Genomic DNA, 18,682 nt, shown 5'->3' on the forward strand with positions numbered 1-18,682 from the left:
GGGCTTGGTTTAACTTCAGCGATCTGTTATATGCTTAGCCCGTCCCAAGCAACGGTAATTGGACAAGGGAACGATTGGTCTGCAAACCAATCCACGAGCTCAGCATGGTTGGAGGTAAAGTGGTTGATATGAGTCAGGTAGATACGCGAATTGGCATGCAGTGTGCCTTGTTCAAGCAGTGTGTGAAATAATTCCATGCAGCTGAATGCGTCCAGATGCCCATTCGGATGGGGTCCGCGCCCAGGCGTCAGGCCAAAGGTGCATTCGCTAATCAGCACGTCCAACGACGCATTCTCCAGGGCCCGGAACGTCTCCGGCAAATACCAACCGGTGTCTACGCCATAGTAAATTTTCTGCCCGTCCGGCCGTTCAATTAAATAATTCGCGCAGCTCTCACCCATGTTGCCCAAGTGATTGCCGCGGAGCGGCGTCACTTCCATGCCGGAGATTGTAACCTTATCATTAAACGCCAGCTTATGAAAAGCGACAATGTCGCGCGCCTCCAGGTCGGAAGTCATTCCTTTCATAATCGGCCGGCTTTGCCGATAGAAATCAACGATGTCATACGCTTGATCGGTAAAATAATAGTGCAAGGGCTCCGTCGTGCGTTCGATCGACATATTCCTTACATTCATCATCATGTAATTGAAATGATCCTCGTGCGTATGACTCACCAGCACATGCTGCAGCTTGGTAAAGTCGCCGTATTCGATCGCTTCCTGAAAGGCGTCCGCCCCTAGGTCGATGCAGAGCCGTTCATCAAGCCGAAGCATGGAACGGCGGCGAATTTCGCGCCCTCCCTTTGTTCGAGCGTTGCTGCAAACAGAACATGAACAGAACGGGTTCGGAATTCCTTCAGCTGCGCTTGTACCGTAAAAGATCATGGACTTGTTCCCCTTTCCCTCGGTTTCTCATCTATTATTGCTGATTCCAACGGTCGTAAGCCGCTTGATAGATGGCAAGGTATTTATCCAGCTTCATCTTGTCGAGCGTCTCCACAAATTTTTCCCAGTCGTCAATCGGTCTTGCGCCCGTGATAAATTTAACGATTTGTTCATCTGTGAACGCTTCGATATCTGTTGCGTATGTGCTTAACTGAATGTTTTCTTCTTCCGTGAAATTCGGTATCATCAGCTTCTCGTCCTGTACCAGGAATGAACGAATGACATCCTTATTGGCAATCATTTCGGGAAGGACAGCCGCGCTTTGGTCTACATTTTGCGTGACGCGCTGCGGAATATTGCCGCCTTGAAAAATAGTATACTCCGAAAGCGCCTCATCTACAGTAAGCCCGTTAGGATTGTTGGCGAATTCATCCTTCAGCTTATAGAAGCCGTCTCCATCAATCGTGTAAGTAACGTCCTGGATGCCAAGCCGTGCCAGCGCGGTCCCTTCCTCACTAAGGAAATAATCCGCCCAGCGAAGCGTCGCTGCAGGATTCGGATTTTTGCTCGTAATGACAAAGGAGCCGATATCCCGAACCTTCGGGCTGACACCTGTCCAATACACGTCCCCATCAATTGCTTTAAAAACAGGATTTTGCACGTAATGGCCACGATTGTCTCCCATCCAAAGATTGTTGTTGCCTTTCGCTACGTAACCAATCCGTTCTTCATCGACCTTGGAGACCACCTGGTTCATATCCTGCGAGAAAATTTCTTTATCGATCAGCCCTTCCGCCCACAACTTGCTGAAGAAGGTCAGCATATCCTTAAACGTATCGTCTGTTGCGATATAACGAATCTTGCCCGCATCATCAACATCCATATAAGGCGCGATAATGCCTGAATTGCCGCCGAAACCCCAGCTGCCGTAAAACGATCTGAAAAACTCATTGCCGCTGCTATTGTTTTCCTTGTAACCGGAAATCGGCAGTTCATCCGCTTTGCCGTTTCCGTTCGGGTCTTGCTCTTTGAACGCTTTCAATACTTCATAGAACTCGTCCATCGTTGTTGGCATCGCAAGCCCCAGCTTGTCCAGCCATTGCTTATTGATCCACGAGGATGCAATCCGGCCGTCTGCTTCGCTAATATTCGGAAGTGAGTAAATATGACCGTCGGCTGACGTAATGGATTTGCGAATCCCGTCATTGGCTTCCATCAACGCCGAGAGGTTCGGCGCATAACCGGCTTCGATGTAATCGTCAAGCGGGATGATTTGACCGGAAGCCGCGTAAGAAGTTATTAATTGCGGCGACAGCATCGCCCGCATGACGAAATCCGGCAGGTCATTGGATGCAAACAGCAAATTTCTCCGCTCTTCGAAGGTGTTTTGCGGGACGGAATCCCAATCAATGATGACATTGGACTTCGCCTCGTAGTCCTTCAGCCCCTTATGCTCGTTCCAATCCTTGACCAGCTCGTACTTTGCAACCAGCCCTTTCAGATGGACGGGCTCATTGGCAATCGGCATGCCCGTTTTATTAATAGTGGCTGTGCCTTCATTTGTGCCAGGCGCCGGATTCGCTGTATTATTCCCGCCATTACTGCAGGCGCTCATCATGAGCAGCGATACGCTCAGCAAGGCAGACAAGAGCAAAACATATTTTTTCTGGGTCATTCGTTGTCATCTCCTTTATTATTCAGCCTTTAAGAGCGCCGATCATCATGCCTTTGACAAAAAATTTCTGAAGAAACGGATACAGCATTAAAATGGGCACGCTTGATACAATAATAACGGCGTATTTGACCCCTTCAGCGACAAGAAACTTGCTCGAATCGGTCTCAATGGAATCCATCATCACGTTATCCGACTGATTCATAACCAGAATTTCCCGGAGGAACAGCTGCAAGGGATATAATGATCGGTCTTTCAAATAAATCATCGCCTCGAAATAGGAGTTCCAATGATAGACGGCATAGAACAGGACAAGGACGGCTATGATCGGTGCGCATAAAGGCAGTACGATGGAGAAAAATGCCCGTATATTGCTGCAGCCGTCCATATAGGCCGATTCATAGATCTGCTCGTCGATGGTCGATTCGATGAACGTCCGAGCGACGATCATATTGTACACGTTAATGGCGGTTGGCAAAATCAACGCCCACATCGAATTGTACAGGCCCAAATTTTTAACGAGCAAATACATCGGAATGATACCGCCGCTGAAAAACATCGTTATCGTGAAAAAGACCATGAACCCTCTGCGCCAAGGGAAGTTTTTGCGGGCCAACGGGTAAGCCCCCATCATCGTCAGCGCAATGTTCACTATCGTTCCGATAACCGTGTACAGGATTGTATTACGATAGCCGATCCATATTTCTTCGTTCATAAATACCCGTCGGTAAGCCTCCAAATTAAACCCTTGCGGAAATAACCCGATTTTGCCGGTTACGACCAGCTTGGGATCGCTAAAAGAGGCACTGACGACGTGAATAAGCGGATAAAGAATGATTAATACCAAAATACCGATTAATGAATACGTAACCGTCAGAAATAAACGGTCTCCATAAGCCTCTTTAATTTTGTTGGAACCAGCCTGCATGGTCATTCCTCCCTTTAGAACAAGCTGCCGCTGCTGTATTTTTTGGCGAGCTTGTTGGCCGCAAGCAGCAGGATGATGTTGATGACATTGTTAAAGAGCCCCACGGCAGTGGAAAATCCGTAATCCATGTTGATCAGACCCATCTTATAAGCGTACGTGGATATAACCTCGGACGACTCGATATTCAAGCTGTTTTGCATGAGCAGGATACGCTCATAGCTGAGTGTCATCATTTTTCCCATCTGCAAAATAAATTGAATGACGATGGTTGGCAGAAGGCATGGCAAGTTTACATGAAGAATCCGTTTCCAACGGCTGGCCCCGTCGATTTGCGCAGATTCATGCAGCTGCGGATCTACACTGGACAATGCAGCGATAAAAATAATGGAATTCCAGCCTGCGTTCCGCCACACGTCGGTCCCGATGTAAACGCCGGGAAAATATTGCGGATCGGTCAGAAACGGAATCGAACCGAAACCGAACATATTCAGCATATGGTTAATATATCCGTTCTCTCCGGCAAGAAATAAATTAATAATGCCGACAAATACAACCGTTGATATAAAATACGGCGCATAGGTGATCGTCTGGAACGTTCGTTTCAACCGTTCGCGTTTAATCTCATTAAACATGAGAGCCAGGATGATTGGAATCGGAAAGCTGATCAGCGTCTTAAACAAATTAATGACCAGTGTATTGGTGAGAATTCGGGAAAACTGGTATGAATCAAAAAGCCTCGTAAAGTTATCCATGCCAATCCAAGGGCTGTCGGTAATCCCCGTGGCTGGATTAAATCGTTTAAAGGATAGCTGCACCCCATACATAGGGCCGTAGCAAAAAATAAGGAAATACAGGACGACCGGAATAACGAAGATCAGATAGTCCCAATTTTTCCGCAGTGCAAACCTTTTTCTCCGTGATCCGGAAAAGGTGGCAGTCTTATCTGTAGCAGCCATTTAACGGGCCTCCTTCTTCGTGGCCGAAAGCGGTTCGGCGCCTGAAACGCTTTCGTATGGCTCGATAATAAGTGAATTTACGGCCTGCAACAACAAGCGGATATCGGCTTTTGCACGCTAAAATTGCGATTCGAACCATAAAAACACCCTGCAAATCTTTCAGCACCCAGTCAATTTTTGCTTTTTGGCGAAGAAGAATTGATATGCTTATATGAAATCCGTATACTCGAAATACGCTATAGACCTAAATCATCAAGGATGTGACGATGGTGCGCAAAGCAATCCAGTCCAAGCTGTATCGTAAATTTTTGTTCCGGTACCTTCTCATATTGGCCGTGTCCGGAATTCTATTCTTATTGACCAATATCATTTCTTTATCGAACACCTATAATCGGCTTATGGACAACACGCAGAAATCGATGGCGCACATGACCGAACTGCTCGATACCCGAATATTCGATTTGCAGATGCTGACCTTGTCCGTATCGCGAAATACAAGGCTGCTCCCTTATCAATTGCAAGAGCAGGTGGCTTATCCGTATTCTATTGCGAATGAACTGGCAAATTTGAAAGCGCCTTCAGCAAATCTCGATTCGATAGGCCTTTACTATCGTCAATCCTCTTATCCTTCGCTGGAGAACACGATATTTACGGATACGGGCATGTATACCCCGGAAAGCTATGTTCGTTTAATCGGCCATAACCGAATAGCGTCAGAGCAATTATACGATGTACTGGATAAGCTGAAGGAGCCTGCGTTTATTTCCTCGCTGACCCATACGAGTGAAGAACCGGGGAAGGAACAGGTTCTTCTATTGTTGATCCCGCTCAATGGTACGCCATATTCCAGCGGGGTGATGATTTATAAATTGGACTATTCCGCTTTATTGAATAATTTCCGGCAAATAACCGATAACGAAAGCAGTTTGATCGCTTTTGACCGCAGCGGCACACCGATTTTCTATTTAAAAGGTCATAGCGACTTGGATTGGAGAAGGCTTGCCCTTGCCATCAATGATGCTAAGATGCGCATTCCAGGCTATCTTCTCCTGCAGGAAACGTCCGAAAAACAACAGTTCCATGTCATTAACGCGATTCAACGCAGTGCCTACAACCAAGAGTATTATGCCGCCCTCACGATTTCCTTGGGAATATTCCTGTTCTCGCTTGTTCTTGGTGTGGTGCTTTGCTTCCGTTCGGCTTTCAAAAGCTATCAGCCGATCCAGGAGCTATCGAACCGTTTTTCCGGGTTCACGGATAAAGCCGAGGTTACCGAGCAGGATGAGCTGACCCGGTTAACGCAATATATCGAGCAGATGAGAGATGAAAGCCTACACTTGTCCCACATGATGCATAATCAGGAAATTTTGACAAGAAACCAGCTGTTGCTGGCTGTACTGATGGGGAAGTTGAACGTAGATAATACGTCCGAGGCCAATCGGAATGCATTGGACAAGCTGCTTGGCATGCGAAATACAAGCAATGTACTGATGTTTATGTTTGACGACTACAATGCCAAAGTAAGCAAAGATCCGCTAAGCGAGCAATGGTTGATGAAGTATGCCATCTGCAACGTTTTTGAGAACTTATCAGGCGAGCATGGCGCCAATTATGCGCTTGATTTGGCTATCGACAATGGTATTGTCGGTATCGTATCGTGGAATACCGACGAGGCAGACCGCTGGGAGGAGCATAGCCGCGCGTTTGCCGAGCAGATTTTGGCGTTCATGGAAAGGCATTTCGCACTTTCCTTGTCCTGTGCCGTTGGCGAGCCGCAGCCAACCAATGAACTGCATCAATCGTTTAATTCGGCGACTTCACTTTCGGAATACCGGATTTTTGCCGGCAAAAAATCGATTATTACGCCTTCGGCAGCCGCTCCGAGAATCGCGAGTGAGGCAGCTGCCGGCACGGGCGACGTGCGGCAAATTTCGCTGCTGGCAGATGCGCTTCATGCTGCAGTCTGCTCCAAAGATCCTGAAAACCTAGAGCGGCAAATCGTCGAGCTTAAAGCACGGTTCACGTTTTTGGAAGATGCATCAGCCTTCCGCTTAACGTACCAGCAAATGATCTTCACCTTGAACCAGCTTGTCAATAACATCCCGCTTTCGCATCGCGAAGCCATTAAATACAAGCTGGATGCTCTTACCGAATACCAGTCGAAGACGATCGACGAGGCTTGCGGCAATATGTTTGAAGCCGCCCACAGCATTCAAGACAGCTTAGGGGAGGATTCGAGTCACGACCGATTGTATACGGCCATGCTGGAGTACGTGGCCCGATCGTATATGGACTGCAATCTCAGTCTCTCGACCATTGCTGAAGAGCTCTCGTTGACTCCGTCTTACGTAACGCGCTATTTCAAGAACAAGAACGGATTGCCTTTAATGCAATATGTCTCGAAAATCCGGATCGAAAAAGCAAAGGAGCTGCTTGAAACAACGCCGCTGTCCATTAAAGAAATCGTCGAGCAGGTTGGATTTGTTGATGAGAATAATTTCTCGCGCGCGTTCCGTAAAAGGGAAGGTATCTCTCCATCGCAATACCGCTCTGTTCGGCTTGGCTAAAGTCGTTATTGCCGACGCTTGGATGCCCATACGCAACGGAAGTAACGTTGCCTCTTGCCGGAATCGTTATAGAAAGTGAAACTGAAGCCGTATGAAGCGAGAGTTTACCGGTTAAAACGCAAGTAGACGTAAAAGGAGCCCCCAGCGGAATGCTGAGGGCTCCTCTTCATTACAGTAACGGCATGCGTTGTATCTTCACGGGTTAGTTGTCCGTTTCAAGAATCCAATCCGTTAATATGGCATCAAATAGCTCAGGCTCTTCGAACATCGGATTATGGCCGCTTTTTTCAAAAATGACCTTCTTCACGTGTTCCTGCGAGTCGTCTACAGCATCCCAGAGTGATACGGGACTGACCAAATAGTCGTACCGTCCAAGACCGATGAGGACGGGCTTGGCAACCTCTTTCAACGAATCGATCAGATTGAGCCGCGCGAAGGCTTCTCCCCATAAATGATCCATGACGGGCATGCTGGTGAAGACCCCTTCCCACATCCAAGCCGCATCATAAGCATAGTCATAGAAGCTGTGCGCTCCCATTCGGATGCACATATGAGCAAAACGACGTTCCGGCTCTCTCTGGATGTCCCCCGCCAGCAGGGAGATATCCGCTTCAAACTGCCGTTTCCGTTCTGGGCTTGCCGTTTCATTGAAAAAAGCGATGCTCTGCTGCTTCCGCTCCGGGCTGTTGGTCGGGGCCGTGTTCAGCAGGACCACCTTCCGGACATGTTCCGGATATTTTTTGGCATACTCCAGCGCCATAAAGGCATGGCCCGAATGCCCCAATATAATAAAATCCTCCAGTTCCAGCGTTTGCCTTGCCGCTTCGATATCATCCAGAACCTTATCTAGCGCATAGTCTTCCGGCTCCAGTGTCCGAGGGGGCTTCACAAAGCCTCGATGGTCCAGGAAAATCAGTTGAAATGAAGTGTAGAGTTGTTCCGAAAACAAGCGGGGGTAGTAAATACTGCTTCCCACCACCAGAATAGGCCTGCCGTTTCCACGAATGGAAACATTCAATGCAAATCCTTCGCTTATTACCGTACTCTGTATGCTCATGTGTATCGTCCTCGTTTCGTTTTTTATTTAATCGCACCATCCCCTTTCCTGTTCTGATTCCATTACATTCTCCATAGAACGTTCCAGCATTCTATATCACCTCGATTAGCGTTCGTTCAAGCTCAGTATAGCACCAGACATGTGTTCGGTCGACAGCCATCCAAGCATGCCCCGGACCCCAGACCACGCACCATGTGCGCAGGGAGCAGTGCCCACGTTGTGGCATCTGAGTGTGCTGTTATGAATAAGCTTGATGCGCAGCTCTAAGCCGCGAATTCTCCAGCCCCTTTATTCAGCGGTATCGCGGATTGTTAGGGTGAGTCCAGGATAGTCCGCGGCAATTGGGCTCTTACGCTCGATGATGCGGTCAAATTCAAAGGCAGAGCTGAATAATTCTGGCTCAGGCTTGAATGTCACGCTGGTACCTGTCTGCTGAGTCATGCCGACAATCAGAAGCCCGGTCTGTGGAATGCCGTGCCTGTACTCCTGCCGGTATATGTTCCCGTCACGGCGAATTTCCACGGTCAGCTGCTTGGAGAGGGCATTGACTACGGCGATGCTGATGCCTTTCTCCGCGCCGGGGACTAGAAAGTGTGCGCTGGCGTTCAACCGGTGGACATCGGTTAGAATCGACTGCACAACAGGGACGTTGGAATTCGGGAGTGCTTGCACGGGAATGCCTCTTCCGTTATCGGTAACCGTCACGCTGCCATCCTCATGCAGGAAAATGCCAATCTGATCGCCATACCCGCTCGTGTGCTCCAATATTGAATTTTCCACCACGGCCCAAAGCAACTGATGAATATCGAAGCCGTGCGAGGTCCCGAAATACATTCCCGCATTGTTGCGGGTTTCGGTCATCTCCAGGTAATCACTTGTATCGAGCAGATCGCCTGCAGCAGACAGCAGCAACAGGAACGGCAGGCTCCGATGCTTAGGAAGAGCGTACCGGCCGCCCTGCTCCTGCACAAGGAGATCCGCGCCGAGCAGCGCCTTGAGATGGTGATACAGCTGACCCGTTGTTCCCATATTCAACCGTTCTACCAGCTCGGAACCGGATAGGGGCTCTGCCATGACGACCTTTAAAATATCCAGGCGCTGCTTGTTGCCCAGTGCTGCGAGGATTTTGGCAGCCTTCTCGGTGTTCATGTCCAGCAATTGATCCATTCGCCGTTCCTGCGGCTCCCAGCGGATGTTTTGTCCGTTCAGGTGCACTTGACCAGAGTAGAAGACGGAGCCAGCTTCGGGGTTTGCTTCATTTATCGTAGGTGCTGTTGCAATCTCTTGGCGGTGTTGGTTTGATGCGGATGCAGGTTTTCGTTCCATAAGTGCCTGATAAACAAGCTGCTGCAGCTCCGTCATTTGATTCTTTAAGACATCCATCTCTTGGATCAGATCACGTGTCATGTGGAATCATCAACCTCACTTTATCAATATTATGTTATTACGTAATTATTATATTACGTAATTCCGACATTGTAAATCGATATTAAGGAAATAGGTACATGAATAAGCGATTTATTTATCTATAGTTGTTTTTTATCTATGTTTATCATCCCGGGTCGTCTTACAATGAACGCAAAGGTTGGTGACATTCATTTGGGTGAAAGAATCATACGGAATTTTAAGCAGGACGATATGCCTCTGCTGGGGGAGCTGTATCAGGCGGTATCCGCAGCGGATGCACTGTTCTGGTGGGTGGGTGACCAGGAGAATTGGGGTAACGTGGTCTGTGCTATTGAAGACGGGAAGATGGTGGCCAAGGGACAGGTCGACATTATTAACGTGATCCCGCCGGGATGTGGGACTAACTGCAAGCATCACATTTATGTGAACCTCAAGGCTGTACCGCAGCGGGAGCGGGATTATGATCTGTTAGGTGAAATGTATAAGGTGCTCTATGAACGTGCCCTTGTGTTAAAGAGGATGTTGCCGGAGACATACGGGACGTATTTGTGCGTGGGCAACTATGCCCATGAGATCGGCAATAACGTTTTTTTTACAGAGGAAATCGGATTTCAGCCGCTGGAGAAGCTGTATTCCATGAAGCGGTCACTTAAGGAGCCTTTACATGCCTTGCCGTTAGAAGATGATCGCTATCGCTATCGATTGTGGAAGATGGAGTCTGCTGAAGAGGAATAGATGTATCTAAAGCTCGAGGCCGAGATTTGGCCGGAAACGCCGCTGGGGCTTGAACGATTACGGGAATATAAAGAGCATTCTAGCTGGACAGCGACGAATGTCCTGGAAGGGGACACGATAATCGGCAGTACCATGGCATGGCTGGATGAGGGGAACGTCGGCGTGATTGAAGATGTGTTTGTGAGAGACCCGTGGAGACAACGGGGAATCGCCAAATATCTGCTATACCGTGCCATGTCCTATCTTCAGGATCAGGGATCCGCCTCGGTAAAACTTGAAGTGAAGGCAGCCAATGAGGCGGCGTTGTCACTCTATCAGTCGGTTGGCTTTGCCAAAGACCAAGAGGAGCACCGATTTTATCTGTCTCTATAACCGAAAGGCCGCTAATACAAAGACCACGTCAAGGAATAATCCTGACGTGGTCTTTTTCTATATAAAATGAGGAGTTATGAGGTCGATTCTTGCCCGTCTGTTACATTCGGATTGGCATCCAGAATGCCTTCCGTGACGCTCCATAGTTTCGGCAGGAACCGAAGAACCTCGTCGGCCCGCTGCATCAGGTCATCGGAGGAGGTAATGCCGAGATCCGCAAGGATCGCATCAAAAGCAGGGGCATACTGCTCTTGAAACTCAGGAGTCCCGTCGACTTCCAATATGTTGTGGCAGCGAGCGAAGGTGGCCACCATCCAGAAGACGGCTTCTCGATGGCTTCCGGTTAGGATCAGCTCGCGGCTGCCGTCAATGGCAATCGGCCTGGCATCGGGCGTAATGTCACTGCTGAAGAAGAAGGGGGTCTTCGCAATCGCAGCAGCGGCATCGAAGGTTCGGGCCAGTCCATTAAGATGATGGAGCGCCTGTTCGGCACTCATGTCTTTACAGCCCAGCAGTCTTATCAGTTCCTCGTAGATTTCCTCTTGGTCATATTCCTTGAGCACATCGCGAACCGCCGCATAGCGGAGCCTGACCGTGGGGTTGCGAAGAGCGGCGACCAGGAGCATATGGGTGGTTACGCCGGTAGGGAACAGCCAGGAGGTAACCTGGCGATGCCAAGGGGCAGAAGGATCTATGGAGCGGAGTCCGGTTATGATTCGTTCGCGCACGTTCTCACAGCGGCGGGCGACCCATATCCGGTCGGCAAAATGACGCGAAACCTCCGTCTGCAGCTTACGCAGCTGCCCGGTCGGATCGGACATCAGGGTATCCACACGGAAACTGCCCGCAAGATGATAGGACGTTAATACCTGCTCGGGCGAGGCGAGGTCCCGCCAGGACAGATAGGTGGCTTCGATCAAAGCATCCTGGAAGATAAACTTCCCCGGCTTAAGAGGGGGCTCCGCATCCTGGGTAACGATAACGACATCAATGTCCGAGGACGGAGCCATCTCTGCTTCATCCGGCTTTCCGACCGTGGAGCCACTAAAATAGGCACCCATAAATCCAGGCTCCCTGCTGGCATGCTGCAATACCCAATCCGTCGCCGCTGCGCGTGCTGATCCAACGTTCATAACCTTTATTCCTCCTCTACTTGCATGGTGTCGCGTAAAATAACAAAATTATCCTGATTATCATTTCATTATTCATTATATGGGCTTCATTTCTAATTTGAACCGCCTTGACCTTGATAGAGAGCCAGGGACCGCTAGGTAGCGCCCAACTCTTCATTATATTAGCAGACGGGTAGCGTTCAGCTATAGTTAATTATTACCGGCTTAAGCGAAGAGAAATAAAGTAAGATGTATTCAGATGCTTTTGAAAGGACGTGAAACCGTTGGTATAACGCGTTGTATTGCATGTTCATGCTGTTTGATAATTTCATATCATACCCATGGGAGGATACAATGAGCGAGATACAGCGGATTGTAGAGAATTTAGATCGGATATTGCCCCAGTTTATCCAAGATGAACCGTTGCCCGGCCTGGCCGTTGGCGTGGTATATGATCACCAGATGATCTATGCCAAGGGATTCGGGGTAACCCATATACGGAGTGGCGAAGCCGTTACGGAGCATACTCTGTTTCACATGGCTTCGGTCTCCAAAACGTTGGTTGCCACCGGTATTATGCAGCTTGCTGAGGAGGGCATCATCAGGCTGGACGGATGGGTATCCGATTACTTGCCTTATTTTGAAATGATGGATGGCGAAGCCCGGGATTTAACGATACGCCAGCTTTTAAGCCATACATCGGGACTGCCGGATGAAAGTGACTTTGCATGGGACCGTCCTGAATATGATGAGGAAAGCCTGGAGCGATATGTAAGGAGCTTGAAGGATTACAAGCTGCAAAGGGAGCCGGGTCAGGCTTTCGATTACAGTAACATCGGCTACGAAATATTAGGCGACGTGATAGCGAAGGCCACCGGCCTTCCGTTTGAACAATATATGAAACAGAAGCTGCTGAGGCCTGCTTCCATGTTAAATAGCACTTTTCTAAGAGCAGAGGCAACAGACTACCCTCTGGCAAGCCCCCATGTGCTCGGGCTTCAGGGAGGCTACGGAGCTGAATTCAGCAGCATATTCCCATACCATCGTGCCCATGCGCCAAGCTCAACTCTTTACTCCAATGTGGTGGATATGTGCAACTATGCATTGGCTCATTTAAGTGGGAGCAGTACGCCTCGGGGAGCAAGGAAATCGATTCTTGAAGCTAGCAGCTACAGTGAGATGTGGTGCAGTGTGGCTTCAACTGATTATGGTGATGGTCTGGAGGACATCGGCCTAGGGTGGTTTATGGGGTTATATCGAGGGCACCGTGTCATGTCCCATATGGGACGGGATATCGGGTTTCGCAGCAACTTGATGCTGCTGCCAGATGAAGGAATGGGCATCGTATTCATGATGAATGCCGATCATGTTGGAGGCAAAATACTCAGTTCAGCAATTCTGGATGTTTTGCTGGGGGATGACGTTCTTTATGTACAAAGATCACTCGCCCATCACTTATCACAGCTTACGATCAGGTCTGGGGTAGATGCAGCGGTCAGGGAGTATAACGAGATTCAGCAGTCGTGCCCGGAACGCTTCCTGGTGCTTGAAGGCGAATTCAATGCAGGTGCGTATACGCTGATGCGGGGCGGATGGCTTCAAGAGGGAATCCGGCTGCTCGAGCTGTCCGTGCAGATATTCCCGGAATCCTCGAACATCCATGATAGTCTTGGAGAGATGTATCTGCTTGCGGGTGAACGCGCGCTTGCGCTGAAGCATTATCGAAAATCGGTTGAGCTGGACCCGGAGCATGCTGAGGGAATTCGTATGGTGAATGAGCTGCTTCAGTCTAACTAAAGTTTATTTTATCAAAAAATACACTACCACCTAACACAATTTGGGATCGAACTGGCGCGCCATGCCGTGACCTGCTTCGGGGACGATGAACAGCTTCTTTTGCTCCGGACCATTCTCGTACAGCTCATACACCATCTCGGTAGGTACGAACAAATCGCCGCCGCCATGAATGAACAGCGTCGGTGTTTTGGATTTCCTGACCTGCTCCAGTGCGGATGCTTCGCCGAAGGAGTATCCGGCGCGGATCTTGGTCAACAGGCTTGTGGATTGAACCAGCGGGAAGGACGGAAGCTTATACATGCGCTTCAGCTGATAGGTCAGCTCATCCGTGACCGAGGTATACCCGCAGTCCTCCACAATGGCTTTTACCTGGTGAGGAAGCTCTTCGCCGCTGGTCATCATGACCGTTGCACCGCCCATGGACACGCCATGAAGGACGACTTGAGTGTCTTCACCCGTATGCCCGATGACCTGATCAATCCATTTCAGATAATCCTTGCGCTCCGGCCAGCCGAAGCCGATGTAATCGCCCTCGCTTCGTCCATGGCCGCGCGCGTCGGGCAGAAGCACGTTGTAACCCAGGTCCTCATGGTACATTTGGGCGAATCCGCTCATCTGCTTCGAATGACCGGAGTAGCCGTGGGCAATGATGACGGTTTTATCCGTAGATACTTTGGCAGGTAAAAAATAAGCATGCAGCTTCAGACCGTCGTCTGAAGTAAGGTTCCATTCCTCGAAGCTCTGCTGGGCCCACCAATCCTTGCTGTCCGCAAAGGGATTGTCGATATTCGAGTTGGCTTCCAGGTCCGGGTTACCGTTCAGAAAGCCCTTGTCGGCGCGGGCAATAGCGACATTATAGAAGTAGAAGCTTGCTGCGATAATAATGACAATTAGAAATGCGATGATAGCTGCTGACATGATTTTAATCCTTTTTTTCATGTTGATTGTATATCCTCCCCGTATCCGTAGACCACGATGAATGAAGGTGATAAGGAAGGCATATGCCGATACGAGATCGTTGCTTCCACCTATCATATCGCACACACCCTGATTAATCTATATCGCGGATCACGTTCGTTTCGCGGGTGTTACATCAATCCTATCGGTTGGGGTAGCCTAAATATAAAGAGCTGCAGCAAGGAGGCGAGAGAGAAATATGACAAACCCTTCGTCAGCCTAATCCTTGCCGTCGTTACGGTTATGGGTTTACCGCTGCCGTCCCATGCCGAGGGGACCTACTCTTCACCGAAGAAAGATAGTGCGCAGCTGCAATATCAGTATATGCTGATGTTATTTCTGCTTCCTCATATCGATGAGGCGGTTCGCGGGCATTATATCCATACGTTGAAGGGGCAGCCGCTGGACTAAGAACGAATCAAGGTGATGCACTATGGCGAGACGCTGCGGATTCATCCTGAACGGCGCAAACTTTATGTATAGAATACAAAGGTAACGGCAGAAAGATGCCGCCTAGCTTCATGACGAAGAGGGCGGCATTTTTTGCTGGTATCTGCCCTAAGATGACATGGATTCATTCATAATAAATTCCAGCGGTTTCGACAGCGTCTTTTTGACAGGACAGTTTTTTACCATATTCAATACGATCTGTTTCTTTGCTTCATCCAAATCGCCTGCAATATCAATCTGATAATTAAAAATCGTTTTGGTTTCGTCGCTTCGGTCCAATTCCACTTTCACGGTAACCTCTTCATAAGATATTCGCATGGCATCGAGTACCATTCGTGTAGTGATATTTCGATGAGGTCATGCGGTCTGAAGTGATTTCCGCTTCCTCCTTTGTCAGCGGTAACGTCCGAATAGATATGATCCGTTTCATTGTCAATACAGGTCAGATACGATTCACGCCCGCTTTTGGAAATAACCATAATCCATTCACTCCTTCCTTTTAAATTGGGCTGATTTTTTATGGAAGAACAGAAAAGCTACTCTGGGTCTATTATCCATCTTTCATTGGAAAGAATGAAAGATGGAAATGCTATATCATTCATAGGCAGATTCTATAGGCCAGCCCGACGGTCGGTCCTCATATTACGGTGGGAAAGGACCGGCTTGTGTTTGAGGTGGCTCCGACGATTCCCGGCGGTATGGTCAAGCTGGTGGAATACAAACATATGGAGACGTATGAGCTCCCCCCGCATTGGCAAGATATCGTTGAAGTAACGGCGGCGAAACCAATCCAATATCACATCCAAAAAAACAAGCAAACGCAGCTCGCGCGTTTGCTTGTTTGGCATGGACATAACGGTGCGTTTATCGGGTGTCACACCCTCAAGCATTGAGCAGCAGGCAGGGTGCCTGCAATAATTATCGCATCTCGTAAATCGGTCGATCCGGTCCGGGTTCGGCCTGGATCCAGCCGATGGCGAGCAGAACGACGATGGCGATGAAGGCAGCCGGCAGTACCCATTTCCAGGCATATGCGAGCATTCGTACAGCCGGGGACATCATGGCAAGTATCAGCCCGATCAGTACAACGCTGAATAGGTGAATCCCTGGCGGCAGCATGAGGAACACAATATGAAAGACCGAAGTGAACAACAGAACAGGGATAAGGGACGTTCCCAGTACAACAGCCGGATGGTTTAAGGATTCGATCGGGTCCCGGGTAAATGCCGCCCATGTCAATGCCGCGAACTGGACCAGCAGCGGAATCGCAAATAAATAGCTTGCGCCCGGCAGGAACCAGGTTGAACCGACAAGCAGCAGCAGGAACAGGAATGCGCCCGCCAGCAGCATCTCCAATTCATTCACTTTCCGCACGATCCAGCGGGTGAGCGCAACATGAATGATGAAGGTTACCAGTATAAAGCTGACACTGTATAGAAACGAATCATAGGTTGCGCCTGTGGGCTGCGTCATTTTGCCGGCCCACAACGTATCAACCAGCGACCACAAGCCAAAGCTTAGCGCTGCCGAGAGCACGACGGCCAGAATCGGGGTTAGCAAGCTGATCAAACTTCCCTTTAGGGAGAGTCTAGAGATGCGGGCAAACAATACCGCGAAAGCCAGCCATATCGCCGCGAACACCACGGTGATCGGGACCGCCCATTTTGCAGGGTAATGAACCAGCAGGCCAAATAAATTGAAGTAAATACGGTTGTCTGTTGAAGTCAGGTCAGTCAAGTCGAGATTGCCAAAATGCTTTGCCATGGCGAGTGCATTCTCGCCTTGATGCTGCATGGTTTCAAGGGAGACGTTCTCCGTGTTGTCCATCGGGGTATGATAGGCTACCCACCCATCGCCATAGGCAAAGTTCAGTCCCGGGAGACCATGCTCCAGCGCCACCGTCAGATCGGTATCGTTCGGCAGTTGTTTGTAGAGGTCCACCAAGAGCGAGTTGCTGACAGGATTGGATACGGCCTTGGCGTATTCTTCAATGATCCGACTATTGCTGTCGCTGGTCTGGAACATGAGGGAGGAGCCTTTTGATCCTCTGGCTTCAAAATTCGCAATCATGCCAACCTCACGATGCTGTGGGTCACGGAAGAATACTTCAGCCCCCAACAGGCCCTTCTCCTCCCCGTCTGTCAGCAGAATCCAGATGTCATTCTGCGGTGGAGGCCCGGCCTGGATTGCTCTTGCCGTCTCCAGCAATGAAGCTACGCTTACCGAAGCATCATTCGCTCCGGGTCCGGTAGGGACCGAGTCATAATGGGACATAAGCAGGAGCGGTTTGCCCGATTCGGTGCCCTTAATGACGCCCAGAATGTTCGTTAGCTGAATGTCGGTGTCGATGTGCTTGGTTGTCAGGCGGTCATTAAATTCTTGAACGTCCGGGTTCAAGCCGAGTTGCTTCATCTGTTCCACCAAGTAAGCTCTGACTTCCGCATTGGCAGGCGAACCCATCGGATGGGGCTGCTGTGCGATCTGCTCGACATGCGCCATCGCGCGTTCGGCAGAGAATTCGGTTGCGGGTGCATCGATGCTACTGGCCTGCGGCGGCTTCTCGAACCACAGCATGAGGGAGATAAAGAGTATGACGGTGAGGATGGTTGTAAGCGGCAGCCAATAAGGAGGTTTGTAATCCGGCGGTCTACTCAATTGAATTTGCATGATAAATACTCACTTCCTTTTATGATCATTCAGGCGTTTCGTAAAGCGATCTTTCATCGTATGTAAGAAACGTGCTCTTACACAGCGTAGTTCCAGAATATGACATGTGTCAATATAAGATTGAGAATGATCAGCTTTTCATGCATAACACAAAGCAAGAGCCTCCATCAGAATGGAAGCTCTTTAGATTTATATTCAATATTCATTTTTTCATACCATGCATTCAGTCCGGTCCAGAGCTGTTCACAAAGCTCATATACATGATCGATCTGGAGAAGCTGACCCCGCATGACCAATTGCGCCAGTTCATCGTATCCGGAAGGCCTGGATTTCAGGGACAGTGATTCCTCCAATGTCTTGGCTCTTGTATTGTAAAATGTTCGGTTGGCAAGTCCAATCAGCTTGGCCGCCTGCCAGGTCAGATCTTTGGCGCCAAGCGGGAGGTAGCTAAAGTTACCGGATTGGACGTTGTTTCGTATTTTGCCCATCGTTTCGTAGGGTTCCCAGATCATGAATCCCCGCATCGTTTCTTTGATGGCTTCCTCTGAAACCTGGAGGGGCAGCTTCCGAATCTCAGCGAGCAGGTTCGCCGGATCGTAGATTTCCTGTAGATGGACATAAGGGCCGGCTGTAATCGCCCATGAGTCGTCCACAGACGCGGCAGCCTTCAGTATGTCCTGTTTTTGTTCCATGCCGATTTCGATTTTGAAAGGGGGGTATATGAATTCGTGTCCGGTCAGGGAGACTCCGTCCTGTGTAACAACTTGAAGTTCAATGTCCGAGTAAGGGCCATCAATCCCTTGCGCGATCGAACCGTACAGGCCAATGGCCAGAATGTCATCGCCGTGCAAGTGAAGCAGGCGGTCTTTGATTTGATGAATGATGTTCATTTTCTCTTCTCTGGTCGTAGCCGCAGGATAAGGTAACATAAGGTAATCCCCTCCGAAGAAAGTTAGTTATCTATATTATAATATAAATAGAACGGTTAAAAGAGGAGTGGAGTTTGGGATTCTGTGAATAAATATAAGGGTTATCCGGCATTCCACCATATGGTAATATATACTTGCGGATGTGGGGAGTAGTTGTCGCACCCGCACCCACAATAAATAGCTGAGGTGAGA

Annotated in this window: 17 protein-coding genes; 6 read left to right on the forward strand and 11 right to left on the reverse strand. The window is 49.2% G+C overall.

The features are described from left to right. Nucleotides 1-26: 26 nt before the first annotated feature. From J7E85_RS25025 to J7E85_RS25040, 4 genes are read right to left on the reverse strand one after another with little or no spacing between them, the layout of a single operon-like run. The gene (locus tag J7E85_RS25025; RefSeq protein ID WP_215162645.1) at nucleotides 27-884 is read right to left on the reverse strand and encodes an MBL fold metallo-hydrolase; all 858 of its coding nucleotides are present in this window, start codon (nucleotides 882-884) and stop codon (nucleotides 27-29) included. A gap of 34 nt (nucleotides 885-918) precedes the next feature. Next, nucleotides 919-2,559 (reverse strand): extracellular solute-binding protein, encoded by a 1,641-nt coding sequence (locus tag J7E85_RS25030; protein WP_215162647.1) that lies wholly within the window; start codon nucleotides 2,557-2,559, stop codon nucleotides 919-921. A 22-nt stretch (nucleotides 2,560-2,581) separates the two neighbouring features. After that, the gene (locus J7E85_RS25035; RefSeq protein WP_098741393.1) at nucleotides 2,582-3,484 is read right to left on the reverse strand and encodes a carbohydrate ABC transporter permease; all 903 of its coding nucleotides are present in this window, start codon (nucleotides 3,482-3,484) and stop codon (nucleotides 2,582-2,584) included. A 14-nt stretch (nucleotides 3,485-3,498) separates the two neighbouring features. Continuing rightward, nucleotides 3,499-4,440 (reverse strand): ABC transporter permease, encoded by a 942-nt coding sequence (locus J7E85_RS25040; RefSeq protein ID WP_215162655.1) that lies wholly within the window; start codon nucleotides 4,438-4,440, stop codon nucleotides 3,499-3,501. Nucleotides 4,441-4,706: 266 nt separating this feature from the next. Here J7E85_RS25040 and J7E85_RS25045 point away from each other — a divergent pair, with 266 nt between their 5' ends. Then, nucleotides 4,707-7,007 (forward strand): helix-turn-helix transcriptional regulator, encoded by a 2,301-nt coding sequence (locus J7E85_RS25045; RefSeq protein ID WP_215162657.1) that lies wholly within the window; start codon nucleotides 4,707-4,709, stop codon nucleotides 7,005-7,007. Nucleotides 7,008-7,209: 202 nt separating this feature from the next. Here the strand turns inward: J7E85_RS25045 and J7E85_RS25050 are convergent, their stop codons facing one another. After that, entirely contained in the window at nucleotides 7,210-8,064 is an 855-nt protein-coding gene (locus J7E85_RS25050; protein ID WP_215162659.1) for an alpha/beta fold hydrolase, read from the reverse strand. A 288-nt stretch (nucleotides 8,065-8,352) separates the two neighbouring features. Next, entirely contained in the window at nucleotides 8,353-9,471 is a 1,119-nt protein-coding gene (locus J7E85_RS25055) for an ATP-binding protein (protein ID WP_215162661.1), read from the reverse strand. 165 nt (nucleotides 9,472-9,636) lie between these two features. On the opposite strand from J7E85_RS25055, the gene J7E85_RS34915 reads away from it, so the two are divergent. Together J7E85_RS34915 and J7E85_RS34920 are read left to right on the forward strand one after the other, a co-directional pair. Further along, entirely contained in the window at nucleotides 9,637-10,206 is a 570-nt protein-coding gene (locus J7E85_RS34915; RefSeq protein WP_353049556.1) for a hypothetical protein, read from the forward strand. Continuing rightward, nucleotides 10,207-10,578: a GNAT family N-acetyltransferase gene (locus J7E85_RS34920; RefSeq protein ID WP_353049557.1), complete on the forward strand. Its 372-nt coding sequence runs from the start codon at nucleotides 10,207-10,209 to the stop codon at nucleotides 10,576-10,578. Nucleotides 10,579-10,652: 74 nt separating this feature from the next. Here J7E85_RS34920 and J7E85_RS25065 read toward each other — a convergent pair whose 3' ends face one another. Continuing rightward, entirely contained in the window at nucleotides 10,653-11,711 is a 1,059-nt protein-coding gene (locus J7E85_RS25065) for a hypothetical protein (RefSeq protein ID WP_215162663.1), read from the reverse strand. A gap of 333 nt (nucleotides 11,712-12,044) precedes the next feature. On the opposite strand from J7E85_RS25065, the gene J7E85_RS25070 reads away from it, so the two are divergent. Then, entirely contained in the window at nucleotides 12,045-13,487 is a 1,443-nt protein-coding gene (locus J7E85_RS25070) for a serine hydrolase (protein WP_215162670.1), read from the forward strand. A gap of 30 nt (nucleotides 13,488-13,517) precedes the next feature. Here the strand turns inward: J7E85_RS25070 and J7E85_RS25075 are convergent, their stop codons facing one another. Further along, nucleotides 13,518-14,426: an alpha/beta hydrolase gene (locus J7E85_RS25075; RefSeq protein ID WP_215162678.1), complete on the reverse strand. Its 909-nt coding sequence runs from the start codon at nucleotides 14,424-14,426 to the stop codon at nucleotides 13,518-13,520. Nucleotides 14,427-14,462: 36 nt separating this feature from the next. Between J7E85_RS25075 and J7E85_RS34285 the strand changes: the two genes are divergently transcribed. Further along, entirely contained in the window at nucleotides 14,463-14,855 is a 393-nt protein-coding gene (locus J7E85_RS34285) for a DUF3888 domain-containing protein (protein ID WP_251036034.1), read from the forward strand. A 147-nt stretch (nucleotides 14,856-15,002) separates the two neighbouring features. Here J7E85_RS34285 and J7E85_RS25085 read toward each other — a convergent pair whose 3' ends face one another. Continuing rightward, the gene (locus tag J7E85_RS25085; RefSeq protein WP_215162680.1) at nucleotides 15,003-15,212 is read right to left on the reverse strand and encodes an OsmC family protein; all 210 of its coding nucleotides are present in this window, start codon (nucleotides 15,210-15,212) and stop codon (nucleotides 15,003-15,005) included. 329 nt (nucleotides 15,213-15,541) lie between these two features. On the opposite strand from J7E85_RS25085, the gene J7E85_RS25090 reads away from it, so the two are divergent. Continuing rightward, nucleotides 15,542-15,787 carry a hypothetical protein gene (locus J7E85_RS25090; protein ID WP_483311342.1) on the forward strand — a complete coding sequence of 82 codons (246 nt, stop codon included), beginning with the start codon at nucleotides 15,542-15,544 and terminating at the stop codon, nucleotides 15,785-15,787. Between the two features lie 25 nt (nucleotides 15,788-15,812). On the opposite strand, the gene J7E85_RS25095 is transcribed toward J7E85_RS25090, so the two are convergent. Both J7E85_RS25095 and J7E85_RS25100 read right to left on the reverse strand, forming a co-directional pair. Beyond that, nucleotides 15,813-17,561 carry a M28 family peptidase gene (locus J7E85_RS25095; RefSeq protein WP_215162682.1) on the reverse strand — a complete coding sequence of 583 codons (1,749 nt, stop codon included), beginning with the start codon at nucleotides 17,559-17,561 and terminating at the stop codon, nucleotides 15,813-15,815. A gap of 167 nt (nucleotides 17,562-17,728) precedes the next feature. Then, entirely contained in the window at nucleotides 17,729-18,490 is a 762-nt protein-coding gene (locus J7E85_RS25100; RefSeq protein WP_215162684.1) for a kanamycin nucleotidyltransferase C-terminal domain-containing protein, read from the reverse strand. Nucleotides 18,491-18,682: the final 192 nt, after the last annotated feature.

It is taken from the genome of Paenibacillus sp. ISL-20, from assembly GCF_018613005.1.
In the GTDB taxonomy this organism is placed as follows: Bacteria; Bacillota; Bacilli; order Paenibacillales; family Paenibacillaceae; genus Paenibacillus_AQ.

Coding starts and splice junctions, on each gene's coding strand:
- J7E85_RS25040 (WP_215162655.1), bottom strand. CDS start 4,440: ATGGCTGCTACAGATAAGACTGCCACCTTTTCCGGATCACGGAGAAAA.
- J7E85_RS25100 (WP_215162684.1), bottom strand. CDS start 18,490: ATGTTACCTTATCCTGCGGCTACGACCAGAGAAGAGAAAATGAACATC.
- J7E85_RS34285 (WP_251036034.1), top strand. CDS start 14,463: ATGAATGAAGGTGATAAGGAAGGCATATGCCGATACGAGATCGTTGCT.
- J7E85_RS25035 (WP_098741393.1), bottom strand. CDS start 3,484: ATGCAGGCTGGTTCCAACAAAATTAAAGAGGCTTATGGAGACCGTTTA.
- J7E85_RS25045 (WP_215162657.1), top strand. CDS start 4,707: ATGGTGCGCAAAGCAATCCAGTCCAAGCTGTATCGTAAATTTTTGTTC.
- J7E85_RS25030 (WP_215162647.1), bottom strand. CDS start 2,559: ATGACCCAGAAAAAATATGTTTTGCTCTTGTCTGCCTTGCTGAGCGTA.
- J7E85_RS25065 (WP_215162663.1), bottom strand. CDS start 11,711: ATGAACGTTGGATCAGCACGCGCAGCGGCGACGGATTGGGTATTGCAG.
- J7E85_RS34915 (WP_353049556.1), top strand. CDS start 9,637: ATGAACGCAAAGGTTGGTGACATTCATTTGGGTGAAAGAATCATACGG.
- J7E85_RS34920 (WP_353049557.1), top strand. CDS start 10,207: ATGTATCTAAAGCTCGAGGCCGAGATTTGGCCGGAAACGCCGCTGGGG.
- J7E85_RS25095 (WP_215162682.1), bottom strand. CDS start 17,561: ATGCAAATTCAATTGAGTAGACCGCCGGATTACAAACCTCCTTATTGG.
- J7E85_RS25055 (WP_215162661.1), bottom strand. CDS start 9,471: ATGACACGTGATCTGATCCAAGAGATGGATGTCTTAAAGAATCAAATG.
- J7E85_RS25085 (WP_215162680.1), bottom strand. CDS start 15,212: ATGCGAATATCTTATGAAGAGGTTACCGTGAAAGTGGAATTGGACCGA.
- J7E85_RS25050 (WP_215162659.1), bottom strand. CDS start 8,064: ATGAGCATACAGAGTACGGTAATAAGCGAAGGATTTGCATTGAATGTT.
- J7E85_RS25070 (WP_215162670.1), top strand. CDS start 12,045: ATGAGCGAGATACAGCGGATTGTAGAGAATTTAGATCGGATATTGCCC.
- J7E85_RS25075 (WP_215162678.1), bottom strand. CDS start 14,426: ATGAAAAAAAGGATTAAAATCATGTCAGCAGCTATCATCGCATTTCTA.
- J7E85_RS25025 (WP_215162645.1), bottom strand. CDS start 884: ATGATCTTTTACGGTACAAGCGCAGCTGAAGGAATTCCGAACCCGTTC.